The sequence below is a fragment of the Actinocatenispora rupis genome, from assembly GCF_016861975.1.
Classification (GTDB): Bacteria; Actinomycetota; Actinomycetes; order Mycobacteriales; family Micromonosporaceae; genus Actinocatenispora; species Actinocatenispora rupis.
In genome coordinates, this window is record NZ_BOMB01000051.1 from 60,680 (window position 1) to 74,946 (window position 14,267).

General features: G+C 74.7%; 16 protein-coding genes. 6 read left to right on the forward strand and 10 right to left on the reverse strand.

From position 1 onward, the window contains the following. Positions 1-124: 124 nt before the first annotated feature. The gene (locus Aru02nite_RS34575) at positions 125-358 is read left to right on the forward strand and encodes a hypothetical protein (RefSeq protein WP_203664650.1); all 234 of its coding nucleotides are present in this window, start codon (positions 125-127) and stop codon (positions 356-358) included. Continuing rightward, positions 355-1,617, forward strand: a complete 1,263-nt coding sequence (locus tag Aru02nite_RS34580) for an APC family permease (protein ID WP_239077140.1) — start codon at positions 355-357, stop codon at positions 1,615-1,617. The genes Aru02nite_RS34575 and Aru02nite_RS34580 overlap by 4 nt, the downstream gene beginning before the upstream one ends. A 116-nt stretch (positions 1,618-1,733) precedes the next feature. On the opposite strand, the gene Aru02nite_RS34585 is transcribed toward Aru02nite_RS34580, so the two are convergent. After that, on the reverse strand, positions 1,734-2,597 hold the full coding sequence (locus Aru02nite_RS34585; protein ID WP_203664652.1) for a hypothetical protein: 864 nt from the start codon (positions 2,595-2,597) through the stop codon (positions 1,734-1,736). A 113-nt stretch (positions 2,598-2,710) separates the two neighbouring features. On the opposite strand from Aru02nite_RS34585, the gene Aru02nite_RS34590 reads away from it, so the two are divergent. Then, positions 2,711-3,028 (forward strand): DUF4288 domain-containing protein, encoded by a 318-nt coding sequence (locus tag Aru02nite_RS34590; protein WP_203664654.1) that lies wholly within the window; start codon positions 2,711-2,713, stop codon positions 3,026-3,028. Positions 3,029-3,382: 354 nt separating this feature from the next. On the opposite strand, the gene Aru02nite_RS34595 is transcribed toward Aru02nite_RS34590, so the two are convergent. Both Aru02nite_RS34595 and Aru02nite_RS34600 read right to left on the reverse strand, forming a co-directional pair. Further along, the gene (locus Aru02nite_RS34595) at positions 3,383-4,795 is read right to left on the reverse strand and encodes a DEAD/DEAH box helicase (RefSeq protein WP_239077141.1); all 1,413 of its coding nucleotides are present in this window, start codon (positions 4,793-4,795) and stop codon (positions 3,383-3,385) included. A gap of 295 nt (positions 4,796-5,090) precedes the next feature. Then, the gene (locus tag Aru02nite_RS34600) at positions 5,091-5,648 is read right to left on the reverse strand and encodes a TetR/AcrR family transcriptional regulator (protein ID WP_203664656.1); all 558 of its coding nucleotides are present in this window, start codon (positions 5,646-5,648) and stop codon (positions 5,091-5,093) included. A gap of 63 nt (positions 5,649-5,711) precedes the next feature. On the opposite strand from Aru02nite_RS34600, the gene Aru02nite_RS34605 reads away from it, so the two are divergent. Together Aru02nite_RS34605 and Aru02nite_RS37055 are read left to right on the forward strand one after the other, a co-directional pair. Then, the gene (locus tag Aru02nite_RS34605; protein WP_203664658.1) at positions 5,712-6,674 is read left to right on the forward strand and encodes a DsbA family oxidoreductase; all 963 of its coding nucleotides are present in this window, start codon (positions 5,712-5,714) and stop codon (positions 6,672-6,674) included. Positions 6,675-7,158: 484 nt separating this feature from the next. Beyond that, a complete protein-coding gene (locus Aru02nite_RS37055) occupies positions 7,159-7,716 on the forward strand; it encodes a response regulator transcription factor (protein WP_425551575.1) in 558 nt (185 codons plus the stop codon). 12 nt (positions 7,717-7,728) lie between these two features. Here Aru02nite_RS37055 and Aru02nite_RS34615 read toward each other — a convergent pair whose 3' ends face one another. Together Aru02nite_RS34615 and Aru02nite_RS34620 are read right to left on the reverse strand one after the other, a co-directional pair. Continuing rightward, a complete protein-coding gene (locus Aru02nite_RS34615; RefSeq protein ID WP_203664659.1) occupies positions 7,729-8,919 on the reverse strand; it encodes a PucR family transcriptional regulator in 1,191 nt (396 codons plus the stop codon). Between the two features lie 89 nt (positions 8,920-9,008). Then, on the reverse strand, positions 9,009-9,623 hold the full coding sequence (locus Aru02nite_RS34620; RefSeq protein ID WP_203664661.1) for a TetR/AcrR family transcriptional regulator: 615 nt from the start codon (positions 9,621-9,623) through the stop codon (positions 9,009-9,011). 121 nt (positions 9,624-9,744) lie between these two features. Here Aru02nite_RS34620 and Aru02nite_RS34625 point away from each other — a divergent pair, with 121 nt between their 5' ends. Further along, positions 9,745-10,776 (forward strand): glycoside hydrolase family 113 protein, encoded by a 1,032-nt coding sequence (locus Aru02nite_RS34625; RefSeq protein ID WP_203664662.1) that lies wholly within the window; start codon positions 9,745-9,747, stop codon positions 10,774-10,776. A gap of 90 nt (positions 10,777-10,866) precedes the next feature. On the opposite strand, the gene Aru02nite_RS34630 is transcribed toward Aru02nite_RS34625, so the two are convergent. From Aru02nite_RS34630 to Aru02nite_RS34650, 5 genes are all read right to left on the reverse strand, one after another. Next, the gene (locus Aru02nite_RS34630; protein WP_203664664.1) at positions 10,867-11,349 is read right to left on the reverse strand and encodes a GNAT family N-acetyltransferase; all 483 of its coding nucleotides are present in this window, start codon (positions 11,347-11,349) and stop codon (positions 10,867-10,869) included. Between the two features lie 100 nt (positions 11,350-11,449). Beyond that, positions 11,450-12,907, reverse strand: a complete 1,458-nt coding sequence (locus tag Aru02nite_RS34635) for an Hsp70 family protein (protein ID WP_203664666.1) — start codon at positions 12,905-12,907, stop codon at positions 11,450-11,452. A 122-nt stretch (positions 12,908-13,029) separates the two neighbouring features. Then, complete coding sequence (locus tag Aru02nite_RS34640) at positions 13,030-13,494, reverse strand: hypothetical protein (RefSeq protein ID WP_203664667.1); 465 nt, start codon at positions 13,492-13,494, stop codon at positions 13,030-13,032. Between the two features lie 88 nt (positions 13,495-13,582). Next, positions 13,583-13,726 (reverse strand): CGNR zinc finger domain-containing protein, encoded by a 144-nt coding sequence (locus Aru02nite_RS34645; RefSeq protein WP_239077143.1) that lies wholly within the window; start codon positions 13,724-13,726, stop codon positions 13,583-13,585. A gap of 81 nt (positions 13,727-13,807) precedes the next feature. Continuing rightward, positions 13,808-14,267 (reverse strand): hypothetical protein (locus tag Aru02nite_RS34650; RefSeq protein ID WP_203664668.1); only part of this gene is annotated, 460 nt, incomplete at its 5' end.

Here is a 14,267-nt window from a genome sequence, read left to right on the forward strand (position 1 = left end):
GGCGAACGTTCGGGATCGCGGCGGCGCTGGCATTACGATCGGCGGGCAGGCCGACCGGTGGTGCCGGCCTCGCCACGGCAGGGAGTACCGGGATGGCAGTGGTGGCAACGGTTGTGGCGGTTCCGTGCGCGGTACGGAGGAGCTGGTGATGGGTCGGGAGTGCGGGCTCGGGACTGACGAGGGTGCGGCGGGTGTCGTGCTGGACGCGGCGCCGACGTACCACCGCGAACCGGTGCGCCCCGTCGATGTGGCGCGGCCGGACCGCCAGATCCCCCTCGCCGCACCGGATGCCGCCGACGTCGTGCCGCTCGGACCCGCCCGTACCCGACGGCAGCGCCGACCGGTGGCCCACCGTTGACCACGCCGGGTCGTACCCTGCCGGACGAGTTGCGCCGGCGCCTCGGCGTACCCGACGCGGTGGTGATCGGCCTGGGATCGCTGATCGGCGCGGGCATCTTCGCCGCGCTCGGTCCCGCGGCGCGCGCGGCCGGATCCGGGCTGCTCGTCGGACTCGCCGTCGCCGCCGTCGTCGCCTACTGCAACGCCACGTCCTCGGCCCGGCTCGCCGCGCGCTACCCCGCCTCCGGCGGCACGTACGTCTACGGCCGCGAACGCCTCGGCGACTTCTGGGGGTACCTGGCCGGGTGGGGTTTCGTGGTCGGCAAGACCGCGTCGTGCGCGGCGATGGCGCTCACCGTCGGCTCGTACGTGTGGCCCGGGCAGGCGCACGCGGTCGCCGTCGCCGCCGTCGTCGCGCTCACCGCGGTCAACTACACCGGGCTCCAGAAATCGGTGCTGGTGACCCGGATCGTCGTCGCCGTCGTCCTCGCCGTACTCGCCGCCGTCGTGGTCGCGACCCTCACCTCGTCCACCGCGGACTCGGCGCGGCTCGATGTCGGCGCCGACGCCACGTACGGCGGGATCCTGCAGGCGGCGGGCCTGCTGTTCTTCGCCTTCGCCGGGTACGCGCGCATCGCGACGCTCGGCGAGGAGGTCCGCGACCCGGCCCGTACCATCCCGCGGGCCGTCCCGATCGCGCTCGGCAGCACCCTCGTCGTCTACGCGCTGGTCGCCGTCTCCGTCCTGACCGTCCTCGGCCCGGCCGGGCTCGCGTCCGCCACCGCGCCCCTGTCCGACGCGGTACGTGCCGCCGGCGCCGGTTGGCTCAGCCCCGTCGTCCGTGTCGGTGCGGCCGTCGCGGCGCTCGGTTCGCTGCTCGCCCTGATCCTCGGCGTCTCCCGTACGACGCTGGCCATGGCCCGTGACCGGCACCTGCCGCACGCGCTGGCCGCCGTACACCCGAAGTACCAGGTGCCGCACCGGGCCGAACTCCTCGTCGGCGCCGTGGTCGCGGTCGTCGCCGCGACCGTGGACGTGCGCGGCGCGATCGGCTTCTCGTCCTTCGGCGTCCTCGCCTACTACGCCACCGCCAACGCCTCCGCCTGGACCCTCGCCCCGGAGGAGGGCCGCCCCGTCCGGCTCGTCCCCGCGCTCGGCCTCGCCGGCTGCCTCGTCCTCGCCTTCGCCCTGCCCCTGCCCTCGGTACTCGCCGGCGCCGCGGTCCTCGCCGCCGGCGCCGCCCTCTACGCCGTGCGCCGCGGAGTCACCCGCCACTGACCGGTACCGGTGCGGCCTCAGCGACCGGCAGATGGCGGTGTGCAGCCCGCGTCGCCCGCCGGCCGCACCCGGGCGGTCGACGTGTCCCGCCGGCCGCCGGCCACACGGTACGAGGCTCAGCCGGTCACCTGCCAGCCGTACCGCGCGGCGACCTCGCGCAGCCGCGCGTACAGGATCTTCTCGTCGTACACGGCGTCGGTCAGCTTGATCTCGCTGCCGTCCCGGGTGACCAGGAAGTGGTCGCCGTTGCCGTCCTTGCCGGTGACGCGCAGCCGCGCCACCTGGTCCCACCGCACCGGCCGGTGCTGCGAGCCCTTCGACGCGACCAGCCCGTTCGAGAACAGGTACACCTTGGTGCCCGCCTTCGCGATCGTACTGATCGCGAACGCGACGGCGCCGATCGCGAGGAAGCACAGGCAGCCGCCGACGACGTACCGGTCGGTGAAGTAGATCAGGGCGGCCTCGATGCCGCCGGTGATGACGAGGCCGCCGATGCCGACGCCGATCCCGGCCGCCGGGCTGGGCGTGCCGAACTCCCGCTCGAACCCGACCAGCCCGCTGTACGCCAGGTGCGGCGCCAGATCCGCCGGCAGCTCACCGCCCGCCGCCGGGTTCTGCGGAGGCGCGTACGGCGGGTTCTGGGGCTGCGGCGCGTACGGCGGGGCGCCTGACACCGGCGGGTATCCCTGAGCTGGTTGCGGCGGCTGCTGCCACGACTGTGCGGGCGCGGACGGCTGCGCGGGCGCGGACGGTGGCGCGGGCGGGGACGACTGCGGCGCCTGGTGGCCCTGCCACGACGGCGGCGGCTGGTACGGCGGCGGTGCCGGCAGCGGCTGCGGCGGCGAAAACGCCTGCGGCGCCTGCGGGTCGTACGGCACGGGCGGGCGCGCCGGGTCGGGCGGCGGCAGTTGCGGGTCCGGCTGCTGCGGTGGGTACGTCACGGTCGTCCACTCCGGTACGAGGATGCTCGGCCGCCGCATCGTACGAGACGCGGACGATCCGCCGCCGCATCCGCGCGCGTACGGGTGGCCAGGATCGTCGCCGCCGGTCCACTCACGGCCGTCCTGCTGCATTCCGGAGAAAGCGGTCGAGCATGTGGTACGCGGTCCGGTCGGTGGTCCCGTGGCCGGACGGCGAGCACCACGCGCCGCGGTACGAGGAGCGGGTCACGATCTTCCGGGCGGACTCCTTCGAGGCCGCCGTGCGCCTGGCGAAAGAGGAGTCGGCGGAGTACGCGCGAGACGTCGTGGGGGGTGCGGCGCTCGGGATGTACCAGGCGTTCTTGATTCGCGAGGAGTTCGAGGACGGCGCGGAAGTCTTCTCGCTGATCCGCGACTCCGACCTCGCACCGGAGGAGTATCTCGACCACTTCTTCGACACCGGACGCGAGCGTCAAGGCTTCCTCGAATAGCCGCCGCCCCGTCGGCTTACGCGATCCGAACAACGCCGGATCGCCGCTCTGCCAGCCTTTCCGCACCGCCGCGAACGACGCCGACCGCTCCGTCGTGGGCTCTCCCGGGCCGCACAACGCAGTCCGCTCCTTGGCATTCCCGGGCTGCACGGCGCCGGCCATCCCGCCCCGGTCCTCCAGGAGACACAACGCCGGCCGCTCCTCCTCGGTGCTTCCCGGCCCGCGCGACGCCGACCGGTTGACGGTGCGACCGGGCCTGACCGGCAGGTCGGGTCGGCCCGCGAGACACGAACGCCCCGGTCGCGGCGCGCGGGAAGCGCGTCACGGCCGGGGCGTCGAGTCAGCGAGCGGGGGTCAGCGGCGGCGGGCGCTGAACGCCGCGGCGCTGTGCCCGGTACGGGATCCGGACCGTTCGGTCGGCGTGCGGCCACCGGACTGTTCGGTGCCCGCGGCGGTACGTTGCCGCGGCGCCGCGCCCCTACTCCGTCCGGACCGTCGCCGCGGTCGCCCGGACTCGGACCGGCCGCCACCGGAGGCGCGGGGGCCGGAGCTGGCCGGCGTACCGGGGCGGGTGGTGGGCCGAAGCGTGTCCGGGTCGGCGAGGACGCGGTCGCCGGGCGCGATCGTGGCGAGTACCGGATGGTCGACGGACGTGACGCGGGTGGCGGGTGCGGTGATGTTGGCGGCACGCAGCAACTGGCGGACCTCGCGCGTCTGGTCGGTACTCGCCAGCGTGACGACGGTGCCCGAGCCGCCGGCCCGCGCGGTACGCCCGGAGCGGTGCAGGTACGCCTTGTGGTCGGCCGGCGGGTCGGCGTGGATCACCAGGGTGACGTCGTCGACGTGGATGCCGCGGGCGGCGATGTCGGTGGCCACCAGCGCCGCGACCCGCCCGGTACGGAAGTCGTCGAGGTTGCGGGTCCGGGCGTTCTGGCTGAGGTTGCCGTGCAGTTCGGCGGCCGGCACGCCGTTCCGCTGCAACTGGCGGACCAGCGCCTTCGCGCCGTGCTTGGTACGGGTGAACACGACGGTCCGACCCGGCGCGCTGGTCAGGTCGACCAGTACCGGCAGGCGGTGTTCGCGGTCGATGTGCAGCACGTGGTGGGTCATGGTGCCGACCGGCGACTGCGCCGAGTCGGCCTCGTGCCGCGCCGGATCCGACAGGTACGCCCGGACCAGCGTGTCGACGTCCCGGTCCAGCGTCGCCGAGAACAGCAACCGCTGCCCGCCGGCCGGCGTACGGCTGAGCAGCCGTCGTACCACCGGGAGGAAGCCGAGGGCGGCCATGTGGTCGGCCTCGTCGAGCACGGTGATCTGCACCGCGGACAGCGAGCAGTGGCCCTGGCGCATCAGGTCGTCGAGCCGGCCGGGGCAGGCCACGACGATGTCGACGCCGCGCCGGATCGCGGATACCTGCGGGCCCTGCCCGACCCCGCCGAACACGGTGCGCGAGGTCAGCCGCGCGGCGGCGGCCAGCGGCTGCAACGCCTCGTCGATCTGGCCGACGAGTTCACGGGTGGGCGCCAGGATCAGGGCACGCGGGGCGCCGGGCTTGGGTCGCGGTCCGCCGGCCAGCCGGGCCACCAGCGGCAACAGGAACGCCAGCGTCTTGCCCGAGCCGGTACGGGCCCGGCCGAGCACGTCGCGCCCGGTGAGCGCGTCGGGGATAGTCGCCCGCTGGATGGGCGTCGGGGTCTGGATGGTACGGGAGGTGAGGACGTCGGTCAGCCGAGCGGGCAGGCCGAAGTCCGTGAACGAAGAGGACAAGAAGATCGCTATCTGTGCGGATGTCCCACCGACAACCGGAACCCGAGGGACTCGGCCGGTCAAGCGCGGAGCAGATCCCGGGACCGGGTGCTACAACACGCGGACAACTCGCGGCGGGAGCTCAACGAGCTGATGCATCGATCATAGTCGTTGTGGATCTCGCCCGCCGAGCCGACGCGTCCGGTACGGGCGCCGGACCCGGGCGTTGTCCGCCATCCGTTGCGATACCGCCCGACCCGGGGTGGGCAGCCTCACGCCGGCCGCGACCGTACGGTGTCGGGCCCGTACGCAGCGGTCAGGTACGGAACAGGCGCCAGAAGGCGAGGGCGGTGTCGGTCGCCGGCGCGGGGTCGTCGGCGGTGATCCAGGTGGTGACGACGGCGATCAGCGCGCCGGCCAGGTACGCGGCGTGGATCTCGGCGGGCACGTCGTCCAGCCCGCTCGGCCGGCGCCCGCCGGCGAACGAGGCGGCCAGTTCGGCGGTGAGCCGTTCGCGGAGGCGTGTGGCGAAGGCGGCGCTGCCCTGCGTACCGAGAATGCGGCGGTACAGCGGGGCGTTGTCGGCGATCCCGTCGAACAGCTCGCGCAGCGGCTGCGGTATTTCGTCGCGCGGCGCGTCGCGCGGGCAGAGCGCGGCGGCCCGGGCGGTACGGGTGACCGCGTCCTCCATGGCGTCGGCGACGAGCGCGTCCACGTCGGGGAAGTGCTGGTAGACGGTGGCCCGGTTGACGCCGGAGCGGTGCGCGACCTCGGACATGGTGATCGCGGCGGGGTCCTTGGCGGCGACGAGGTCGAGGATCGTGGCGCGCAGGCGGGCGCGGCTGCGCTGTGCCCGCGGGTCGTCGGGGTTCACACCGCCAGCCTAACCGACACTTGTCGCTTTGCTAATCGACAGTTGTCGGTTAGTGTGGTGGGCATGCGGATCGAGATCTGGGCGGACGTGGTCTGCCCGTGGGCGTACGTGGGGAAGCGGCGGCTGGAGCACGCGCTGGCCGGCGTCGACGCGGAGGTCGTGTGGCGGCCGTACCGGATCGACCCGACCGCGCCGGAGTCCTCCGTGCTGCTCGACGAGGCGCTGCGGGACCCGGCGGCGGACGAGGCGCTGCGCGGCTGCGCGCCCGGCCTCACCCCCGCGCAGAACCGGGCCCGCGTCGCCGACATCGCCGCCGCCGAGGGTCTCGGACCGCCGTGGGGTGCGGTCTGGCGCGCCAACAGTCACCACGCCCACCGCCTGCTGCACCTCGCGTACGAGCACGGCGGTGCCGCGCTGCAGGACGACGTGGCCGAGCGCGTACTGCGGGCGCACTTCGTGGAGGGTGCCAACATCGGCGACCGGCGGACGCTCGGCGACCTCGCCGCCCGGGCCGGCTTCGCCGCGGGCGCGACGCTGCTCGCCGGCGACGCGGGCGACCGGGAGGTACGCGAGCTGCTGCTGGTCGGCAAGGCCCGCGGCATCGTCACCTCGCCGACGTACGTGGTCGGGGACCGGGCGCTCGCCGGTGCCCAGTCGCCGGAGGCGATCGCCGCGTTCGTCGGCGCCGCCGGGCCGGGCCGCGACATGCCCCCCGAGGTACGCCGGCTGCGGTGGGCCGAGTCGCTGCTCGACCAGCGTGACCCGCTCGGCGCGCTGACGCTGCTGCGGCCGCTGCTCGCCGAGTACCCGGACGACCCGAACGTGCGGCGCCTCGCCGCCCGCGGCTACTACCACTCCGCCCAACTGTCCCGCGCCCTGGACGTACTGGAGCGGCTGGTCGCGGACGCGCCCGACGACTCGTACGCCCGGCTGATGCTGGGCAAGACGCTGCGCCGGGCGGGTCGGCACGACGAGGCCGGTACGCACCTGCGCATCGCCGCCGCCATGACCCCGGCGTACGGCTGAAGCTGCGCCGCTCCCGGGCGGGCGACCGCAGGTGCTGGTGGGCCCGCAGCTCGGCCCGCAGTCCGTCGACCACCCGGACGAGCCGGTGTCGGGCCCGTCGGCGGACCGCTCCCGGCCCACCGAGCCGCCGGCGGCCCTGACGCGTCCGATGCGGCCGGCGCGGTGGGTACACACCGGGATGCCGCGCGTTCCGAGCGCCACGCCCCGGGTACGGCGGCTGTCGTGGGGTACAACGACGCGGTGGAAACGGTGTCGTGGCTGCCAACGACCGCGGGCGCGCGCAGTCGTCAGTCTGTACGACAGGTCACGCGTGGAGCCCGGGGAGGTATCCGTGACGGCTGGCGGCGGGGTCGGGGTTCCGCATGGCGGGACGGGCGGCTACGGTGCGGCCCCGGTCGGCACGCTGCCGGAGCGGGCGTACCGGCCGGTGGGGGCGCTGCCGGTGCCGGCGCGGCCGGGCCCCCGCCGGTACGGGGCGCGGTCGATGGTGGTGTGCGCGCGGGACGCCCCGGAGGTACGGGGGGTGTTGGCGCGGGCGCACTGGCCGGGCACGGTGTACACGGCGGCGTCGGGTGGCGAGGCGTTGGCGGGGCTGGGGGAGTGCCCGGCCGATCTGGTACTCGTCGACTGCGCGACGGTACGGCCGAGCTGTGCGCTGTTCGTGCGGCAGGTCCTGGACCGCAGCCCCCGTACGACGGTGGTGGTGGTCGGCGCGGACAGCCCGTACGTGGCGGCCGGTGCGTTGGCGGCGGGCGCGCGTGCGGTGATCTGCACCGGCCTGCACGGTGCGGAGCTGGCCGCGGCGCTCGCGCACGGCCTCCGCGCCCCGCACGCCACCAGCCTCACCCGGGTACTGACCGGCCGGGAGATGCAGGTGCTGCGGTTCATGAGCCACGGCCTGACCAACGCGGAGATCGGCCGGGAGCTGTACATCACGGAGGACACGGTCAAGACGCACGCCCGCCGGCTGTACGGCAAGCTCGGGGTCCGGGACCGCGCGCACGCGGTGGCGACCGCGTTCCGGGCGGGGCTGGTGTCCTGAGGCGCCGGGCGGTCAGTCCCGGGTCGCGGGCGGGAGCTGGGCCCAGGCGTGGCAGGCGGCCACGATCTCGGCGCACTCGCCGGGGTGGGTGAGGCTGCGTCCGGTGATGACCTCGATCCGCCGCAGCCGGTGCCGGACGGTGTTCTGGTGGCAGCGCAGCTTCTCCCCGGTCGCCTCCGCCGAACCGCCGGCCTCGACCCACGCCGTCAGCGTGTCGAGGAGCAGGTCGCGGCGGTCGGCGGGCAGGTCGAGCAGCTCACCGAGTACGGTGCGGGCGGCGTCGCGGGCGGCGCCCGGCGCGGAGGCGACCAGGACGTTCATCGGGGTGTCCTGGAACTGTTCGACCAGGTCGGTCCCGGCGTGCCGCTGGAGTACGAGCTCGGCGAGGCCCAGCGCCCAGGGCGCGCGGCGGAGTACGTCGAAGGTGGGGCTGACGCCGACGGGGCCGGTGGCGTGCCGGGCGAGCACGTCGAGTGCGGTGGCTCCGCGCGCGGCCTGCCCGAGCGACAGCAGGCCGACCATCGCGTCCTGCCGCAGGTGCCACACCGACGGTACGTCGACCGCCGACAGGTACGAGTCGACGCGCGGCAGCGGATCCTGACCGAGCTGCGTCGCGGCGGCCACCACCACGAACGTGCCGTCCATCGGCAGCCGCAGCATGCCCGCGATCTCGACCACGGTGGCCACGCTGGTCGTGTCCGACAGCAGGACGTTGATCAGCGCGGCGCGTTCGCGTTCCCGGGTGAGCAGCATGTGCTGCGCCTCCTCCCGGTACGCGTGGATGATCGTGTCGCCGACCCGGTTGTGCAGCCGGAACATCACGTGGGACAGGTCCACCACCTGCTCGGGTGGGATCGCCGGCGCGACCCGCGACACCGCGATCATCTCCTCCCACACCTCGTCGTACCCCATCCGGAACGAGGTCAGCAGGTCGGCGAGCGGGACGCCCTGCTGCGCGCGGGTACGGCCGCTCGCCGCCGCCGCGGCCAGGTCGTCGCGCTGCCCCGTCAGCCGGGCGAAGACCTCCTCGACGTTGGCCTGCACCGACCGCCACACGTCGGCGGGGGTGCCGGCCGCGCCGGAGGCGTACATGGGGATCTCGGCGAGGCGGCGCTCGGTCATGCGGTCGTACAGGGCGGGCATGCCGGGGGTCATCCGCTCGATGATCTGCGCGGCCGTCTTGATCGTGGAGGTGCTCGACACCCGGACAGGGTACGGTCGGCGGCCGCGCGCCGTGACCCGCAACGCTGCCGCGCGGCCCCGGTACACACGATCGGGTCGGGACGCCGCGGTCACGGCCGGTGGTGCGGATCCCGGCCGTGGACGAGCGGCAGGAAGATCTCGTCGACGATGTCGACGAGGGTCGCGTCGGGCACGGCCGGCGTCCCGGTCGCCGCGTATTCGTTGCGCAGCAAGGCAACGGGGGCCTGCGCGACGCGCGGGTGCAGCGCCTCGGGTGCGGCCTCGCCGCGCGCCACCGCCCGGCCGAGCACGGTCAACCACGCCGCCTGGTACGCGTCGCCGCCGGCGTCCGGCGTGCCCAGCTCGGCGACGAACTGCTGCGCGCTGCCGGCCGCGGCGACGAGGTCGCGCAGGATCTCCCCGTACGGCGAGGACCAGGTGCTGTTGGCGCGGCGCAGCAGCGCCAGCGCGTCCTCCCGCAGCGAACCGGTGTCCGGCACGGTCGTCTCGGCCGCGGCGAGCCGGCGGTACGCGGCGACGCCGAGCGGCACCCGGTGCGGCCAGCGGCGGTAGAGGGTGTTCTTGTTCGTGCCGGCGCGGCGGGCGACCGCGTCCATGGTCAGGCCCGCCACGCCCGACTCGCGCAGGATCGCGGCCGCCGCGTCGAGGATCGCCTCCTCCAGTACGGCTCCGCGCCGCCGTGCCGCGGCCTCCCGTTTCGCCACCGCCGACTCCTCCCGCTCGCCCACAGGGTACTCGACGTACGCTGCCGCCCCTTGTGTCGTCCGCCGATCCGACGCGTTAGGGTACCGCTAGTACCCTAAGGATGGACTGGGAGGGATCGTCGTGCGTGCCTTCGGCATCAACTACGACACCGGCTTCGTCAGCGCGGGCACCACCACCCGCGAACCGTTCGACCCGGCGACCGTGCGCCGGGAGATGGAGATCATCCGCACCGAACTCGGCTGCGACGCCGTCCGCGTCACCGGCGGCGACCGGGACCGGCTCGCCACGGCCGCCCGGCTCGCCGCCGAGGCCGGCCTGGAGGTCTGGTACTGCCCGTTCACCAACGACCTCACGCAGGACGAGCTGCTCGACTTCCTCACCGACAGCGCGACGCGCGCCGAGGCGCTGCGGCGTACCGGGGCGTCGGTCGTGTTCCTCACCGGGTCGGAGATCTCGTTGATGACCGCGGGGTTCCTGCCCGGCGACAGCTTCGCCGAGCGGGCCACCGTGCTCGCCGACCCGCCCCGCGCGCGCGTCGAACTGCCCGCCCTGCCCGCCCGCGTCAACGCCTTCCTCGGTACGGCGACGGCAGCGGTCCGCGCGCGGTTCGGCGGCCCGGTCGGGTACGCGTCGCTGCCGTTCGAGGGGGTGGACTGGAGCCTGTTCGACGTGGTCGCCACGGACGCCGGCTACCGCGACGCGACGAACGCGGCGCAGCTCGGTGCCGGGCTGCGCGCGCTGACCGGGCACGGGAAGCCGGCCGCGGTCACCGAGTTCGGGTGCGGGACGTTCCGCGGGGCCGGCGCGGTCGCCAGCCGCGGCGACGCGGTCATCGACTGGGACGAGCGCACCGCCCGCCCCGCCGGGTTCACCGAGCCGGTCGTACGCGACGAGCGGGAGCAGGCCGACTACCTGCGCGAGCTGTACGGCGTGTTCGACGAGGCGGGGCTCGATGCCGCGTTCGCCTACACCTTCGCCCGGTACGACCTGCGGCACGACCCGGACGCGGACGACCGCGACTTCGACAAGGCGTCGTTCGGGATCGTCACGGTACTTCCCGAGGGCCGTACCGGCACCACGTACCCGGGGCTGCCGTGGGAGCCGAAGGCCGCGTTCCACGCGCTCGCCGAGTACGGGCGGAGCCGGGTCTGACGCGAGCTCGGACCGGACGTCGCACGCCGTCCTCACCGCCAACCCGGCCCGCGCGTTCGCCGCCACCTGGCGCGGTTGAGCCGGATCGGCTCAGCGCAGCGGCTTGCCGTACCAGATCTCCATGTACGGGCCGGTGCAGTACGCGGGGATCTCGGTGTAACCGTGCCGGACGTACAGGGCGCGGGCCTCGACCAGGTCGAGCCGCGTGTTGAGCACAATCCGGCTCGCGCCCAGCTCGCGCGCCTCCCGCTCCAGCGTCTCCATCAACAGCCCCGCACCCTTCTTCCCCCGGTACGCCGGGCGCAGGTAGACGCGCGTCAGCTCGGCGCGCTCGGCGTCGAGCAGCAGGACACCGCCGCAGGCGGCCGGCTCCGTGCCGTACCGGCCGACGACGAACTGGCCGGTGGGCGGGACGAGCCGCTCGACGCCGTCGCCGGCGAGACCCTCGTCGACCTCGGCGGCGGTCGCCGGGCGCCGCCAGTACCGGCTGGCGACGTCGTCGTAGAAGTCGCGGCGGAGGCTGGTCGCGTCGGGCGTGTCGACGGCTTCGGGGGCGAAGGTCCAGGCGGTCATGGCCCCTCTATAGCCGACGCACCCGGTCCGCCGACACCGCATTTCGCCGCTCCGGTCCCGTCGGGACGGGCCCGGACCCTTGCCGTACAAGGGAATCCGGTCAGTCGGTGTAGTCGGCCGGGTCGCAGCCGGCGAGGGTCAGGACGTCGTCGGGCAGACCGTCCGCCCAGTCGGGCCGGCCCTGCATGTCGGGCCCGCCGCCACCGCACAGGTCGGTACTCGACACCACGAACACCCAGCGCCCCCCGGTACGGTGCAGGATCGCGTTGCCGCCCGGGTCGACGCCGCCGTCGGACTGCGTGGCGAACACGACGAGCGCGTACCCGCCGCGGCACTTCGGGTCGTCGGCGATCGCCGGGGTGACGCCCTTCGCCAGGTTCCCGCTGCGCTTCAACGCGTCCCGGGCCTCCTGTACCGACGGGCACGCGGGGGAGGCGGACGGTGTCGGCCCGCCCTCGGACACCGGCGGGCGGGCATCGTGTTGCCACGGCCGGAACGCGACCAGGAGTACGGCGGCGAGCAGGGCGAGCAGCGCGCCGGCGACGACCGGACCGTACCGGCGGCGCTGCGGGGCTTCCGGCTCCGGTACGGACGGCGGAACCGGTGGCACCGCGGGCAATCCGGCCACCTCCGGTGCGACCTGCGGCCCGGAGCGGGCGGCACCTTCGGCGACGGCGGTCTCCGGCTGCTCCAGTACGGTCGGGGCGATGCCGATGGTCTGGTGCAGCAGCCGGCCGACCAGCGGCGTACGGCTGGCGCCGCCGACGAGGAACACGCCGGCGAGCTCACCCGGGGCCAGCCCCGCGCGGGCGAGAGTACGGGACGCCTCCTCGACCGCGCGGCGCAGGACCGGGGCCGCCCAGCGTTCGAACTCGGTGCGCGTCACGTGCGTCGCCCCGGGCGCCCCGGGTACGTGCAGCGGCGCGCTCGCCGAGCGAGACAGCATCTCCCGGGCGTGCCGCGCGTCCTGCCAGAACTGGTCGCGTCGCCGCAGGTCGTCCGGCCCGGCGGACGCCACGTCGGGCCGGCCGGCGCCGACGTGCTCGACGACGAGCGCGTCGAGGTCGATGCCGCCGAGGTCGTCCAGCCCACCGGTCGCCACGACCCGCATCCCGTCCGGTACTCGCCGGACCACGGTGACGTCGACCGTCCCGCCGCCCACGTCGAACACCGCCAGCGCCTGCCCGGTACGCAGGTCGTGGCCCAGCACCGTGGTGAAGTACGCGGCGGCGGCGGTGGGTTCGGTCAGCATCGCCGTGACCGTCAGACCGGCCGCGACCGCCGCCGCGGTCAGCAGGTCGCGGCGCCGGCGACCCCACGCCGCCGGACAGGTCAGTACCGCCGGCGGCAGGGTGCCGGCGACCCGCCGCGCCTCGTCGCCGACCCGTACCAGGATGGCGGTGAGGAGGTCGGTGACCGGGACCTCGCGCTCGCCCAGCAGCACGGTGCCGTCGTCGACGCGGCGCTTCGGGCAGGGTTCGAACCGGGCCGGGTCGTCGCGGGCGAGCAGGGCGGCGTCCCGGCCGACGACCAGCGGACCGTGCGCCGGCGCGTACACGGCGGAGGGCAGCAGCGGCGAACCGTCGAACAGCAGTGGGCGGCAGCGGCCGTCGGCGCCGCGCAGTACGGCGACGGTGGTGGAGCTGCCGACGTCGATCGCCAGTACGGTGCCGTCGATGGTCAGTCCCGGTAGAAGTCCGGCTGGCAGTGCGCCGCCGACACGACACTGTCCGGGACGCCGACCATCCAGTGCGGCCGGGTGCGGCCGTCGTCACCGTCGCCCGAGCACACGTCCGACCCCATGATCAGCGTCCTCCAGGTGCCGCCGGCCAGGTGCAGCACCACCACGTTCGTCCCGGCGCCCGGGTAGAGCACCTCGGCCGCGGCGTAGCCCCGCTCGCACGCGAGCACCCCGCGCTTCGTCACCTGGTACTTGTCGTTGCCGGCCGTGTCACCGGTTGCCCGGAGTATGTCGTCGGACGAGGGGCAGGCCGCGGACGGCGACGCGGACGGGCGGGTCGACGCGCTCGCCGGGTGCGACGGCGCGGACTCCGCCCGGCCGTGCCCGTCCGAGCAGGCGCCCAGCAGCAGCGCCGCACCCAACGCCAGCCCGACGGCTCCCCATCGGCGACACCCCGTGTCCATCGATCTCCTCGTACGACTCGCGTCCGGTGCGCCGGCGGCAACCGGACACCCGGCGCGAGGATACCCAGTAGCGCACAATGTGTTGCGGTCAGGAGCGTTTCGCCGCCCGCGCCCGGTACGCCGCGACGGTCGTACGGCTCGCGCAGGCGTTGGGGCAGAACCGGCGGGTCCGGTTCCGTGACTGTCCACGAAGTAGTTGCCGCAGCCCGTCGCCGCAGCGCCCGAGCGTCACCGTGCCGAACTCGTCCGGACGTACCGGCCGGGTGCCGAGGAGTTGCGCATCGGCTGGCTGCTGTCGCGGGACTGACCGGGCTCACGCGTCGCCGGTCAGGGGCGCGATGCCGCCGGCGAGCGTGCCGTTCCGGTACGCGGCGACGGGGCGCGGGAAACGGTCCGCGTCGGCCAGCCCCAGCGCGGTACCCGCGAGCAGGGTGACGTGCCCGGCGCCCAGCGCGACGCGCCGCCACCGGTCACCGAGGCGTACCGGGGCGTCGACGAGCTCGGTGCCCGCCGGCCACCGTACGGCCAGGCCGGTGTCCGTCAGCGTCACAGACCAGCCCGCCAGTACTGGCAGGTCCAGGTGCGTCATGTCGAGTACCAGCACCATCCCGGCCGCGAGCATCGTCGTGACGAACGTACCGACCGGTTCCGCGCCGGGCCGGGGGACGCGGGTGTTCGCCGCGTCCTCGACGAGTACGACGGCGTCGGAGCCACCGTCGCCGTCCGGCCAGAGTCCCGTTCGTACCAGCAGATCGAGGTCCGTCACGGTGACC

Coding starts and splice junctions, on each gene's coding strand:
- Aru02nite_RS34585 (WP_203664652.1), bottom strand. CDS start 2,597: ATGCGGCGGCCGAGCATCCTCGTACCGGAGTGGACGACCGTGACGTAC.
- Aru02nite_RS34590 (WP_203664654.1), top strand. CDS start 2,711: ATGTGGTACGCGGTCCGGTCGGTGGTCCCGTGGCCGGACGGCGAGCAC.
- Aru02nite_RS34605 (WP_203664658.1), top strand. CDS start 5,712: ATGCGGATCGAGATCTGGGCGGACGTGGTCTGCCCGTGGGCGTACGTG.
- Aru02nite_RS37055 (WP_425551575.1), top strand. CDS start 7,159: ATGGTGGTGTGCGCGCGGGACGCCCCGGAGGTACGGGGGGTGTTGGCG.
- Aru02nite_RS34630 (WP_203664664.1), bottom strand. CDS start 11,349: ATGACCGCCTGGACCTTCGCCCCCGAAGCCGTCGACACGCCCGACGCG.
- Aru02nite_RS34640 (WP_203664667.1), bottom strand. CDS start 13,494: ATGGACACGGGGTGTCGCCGATGGGGAGCCGTCGGGCTGGCGTTGGGT.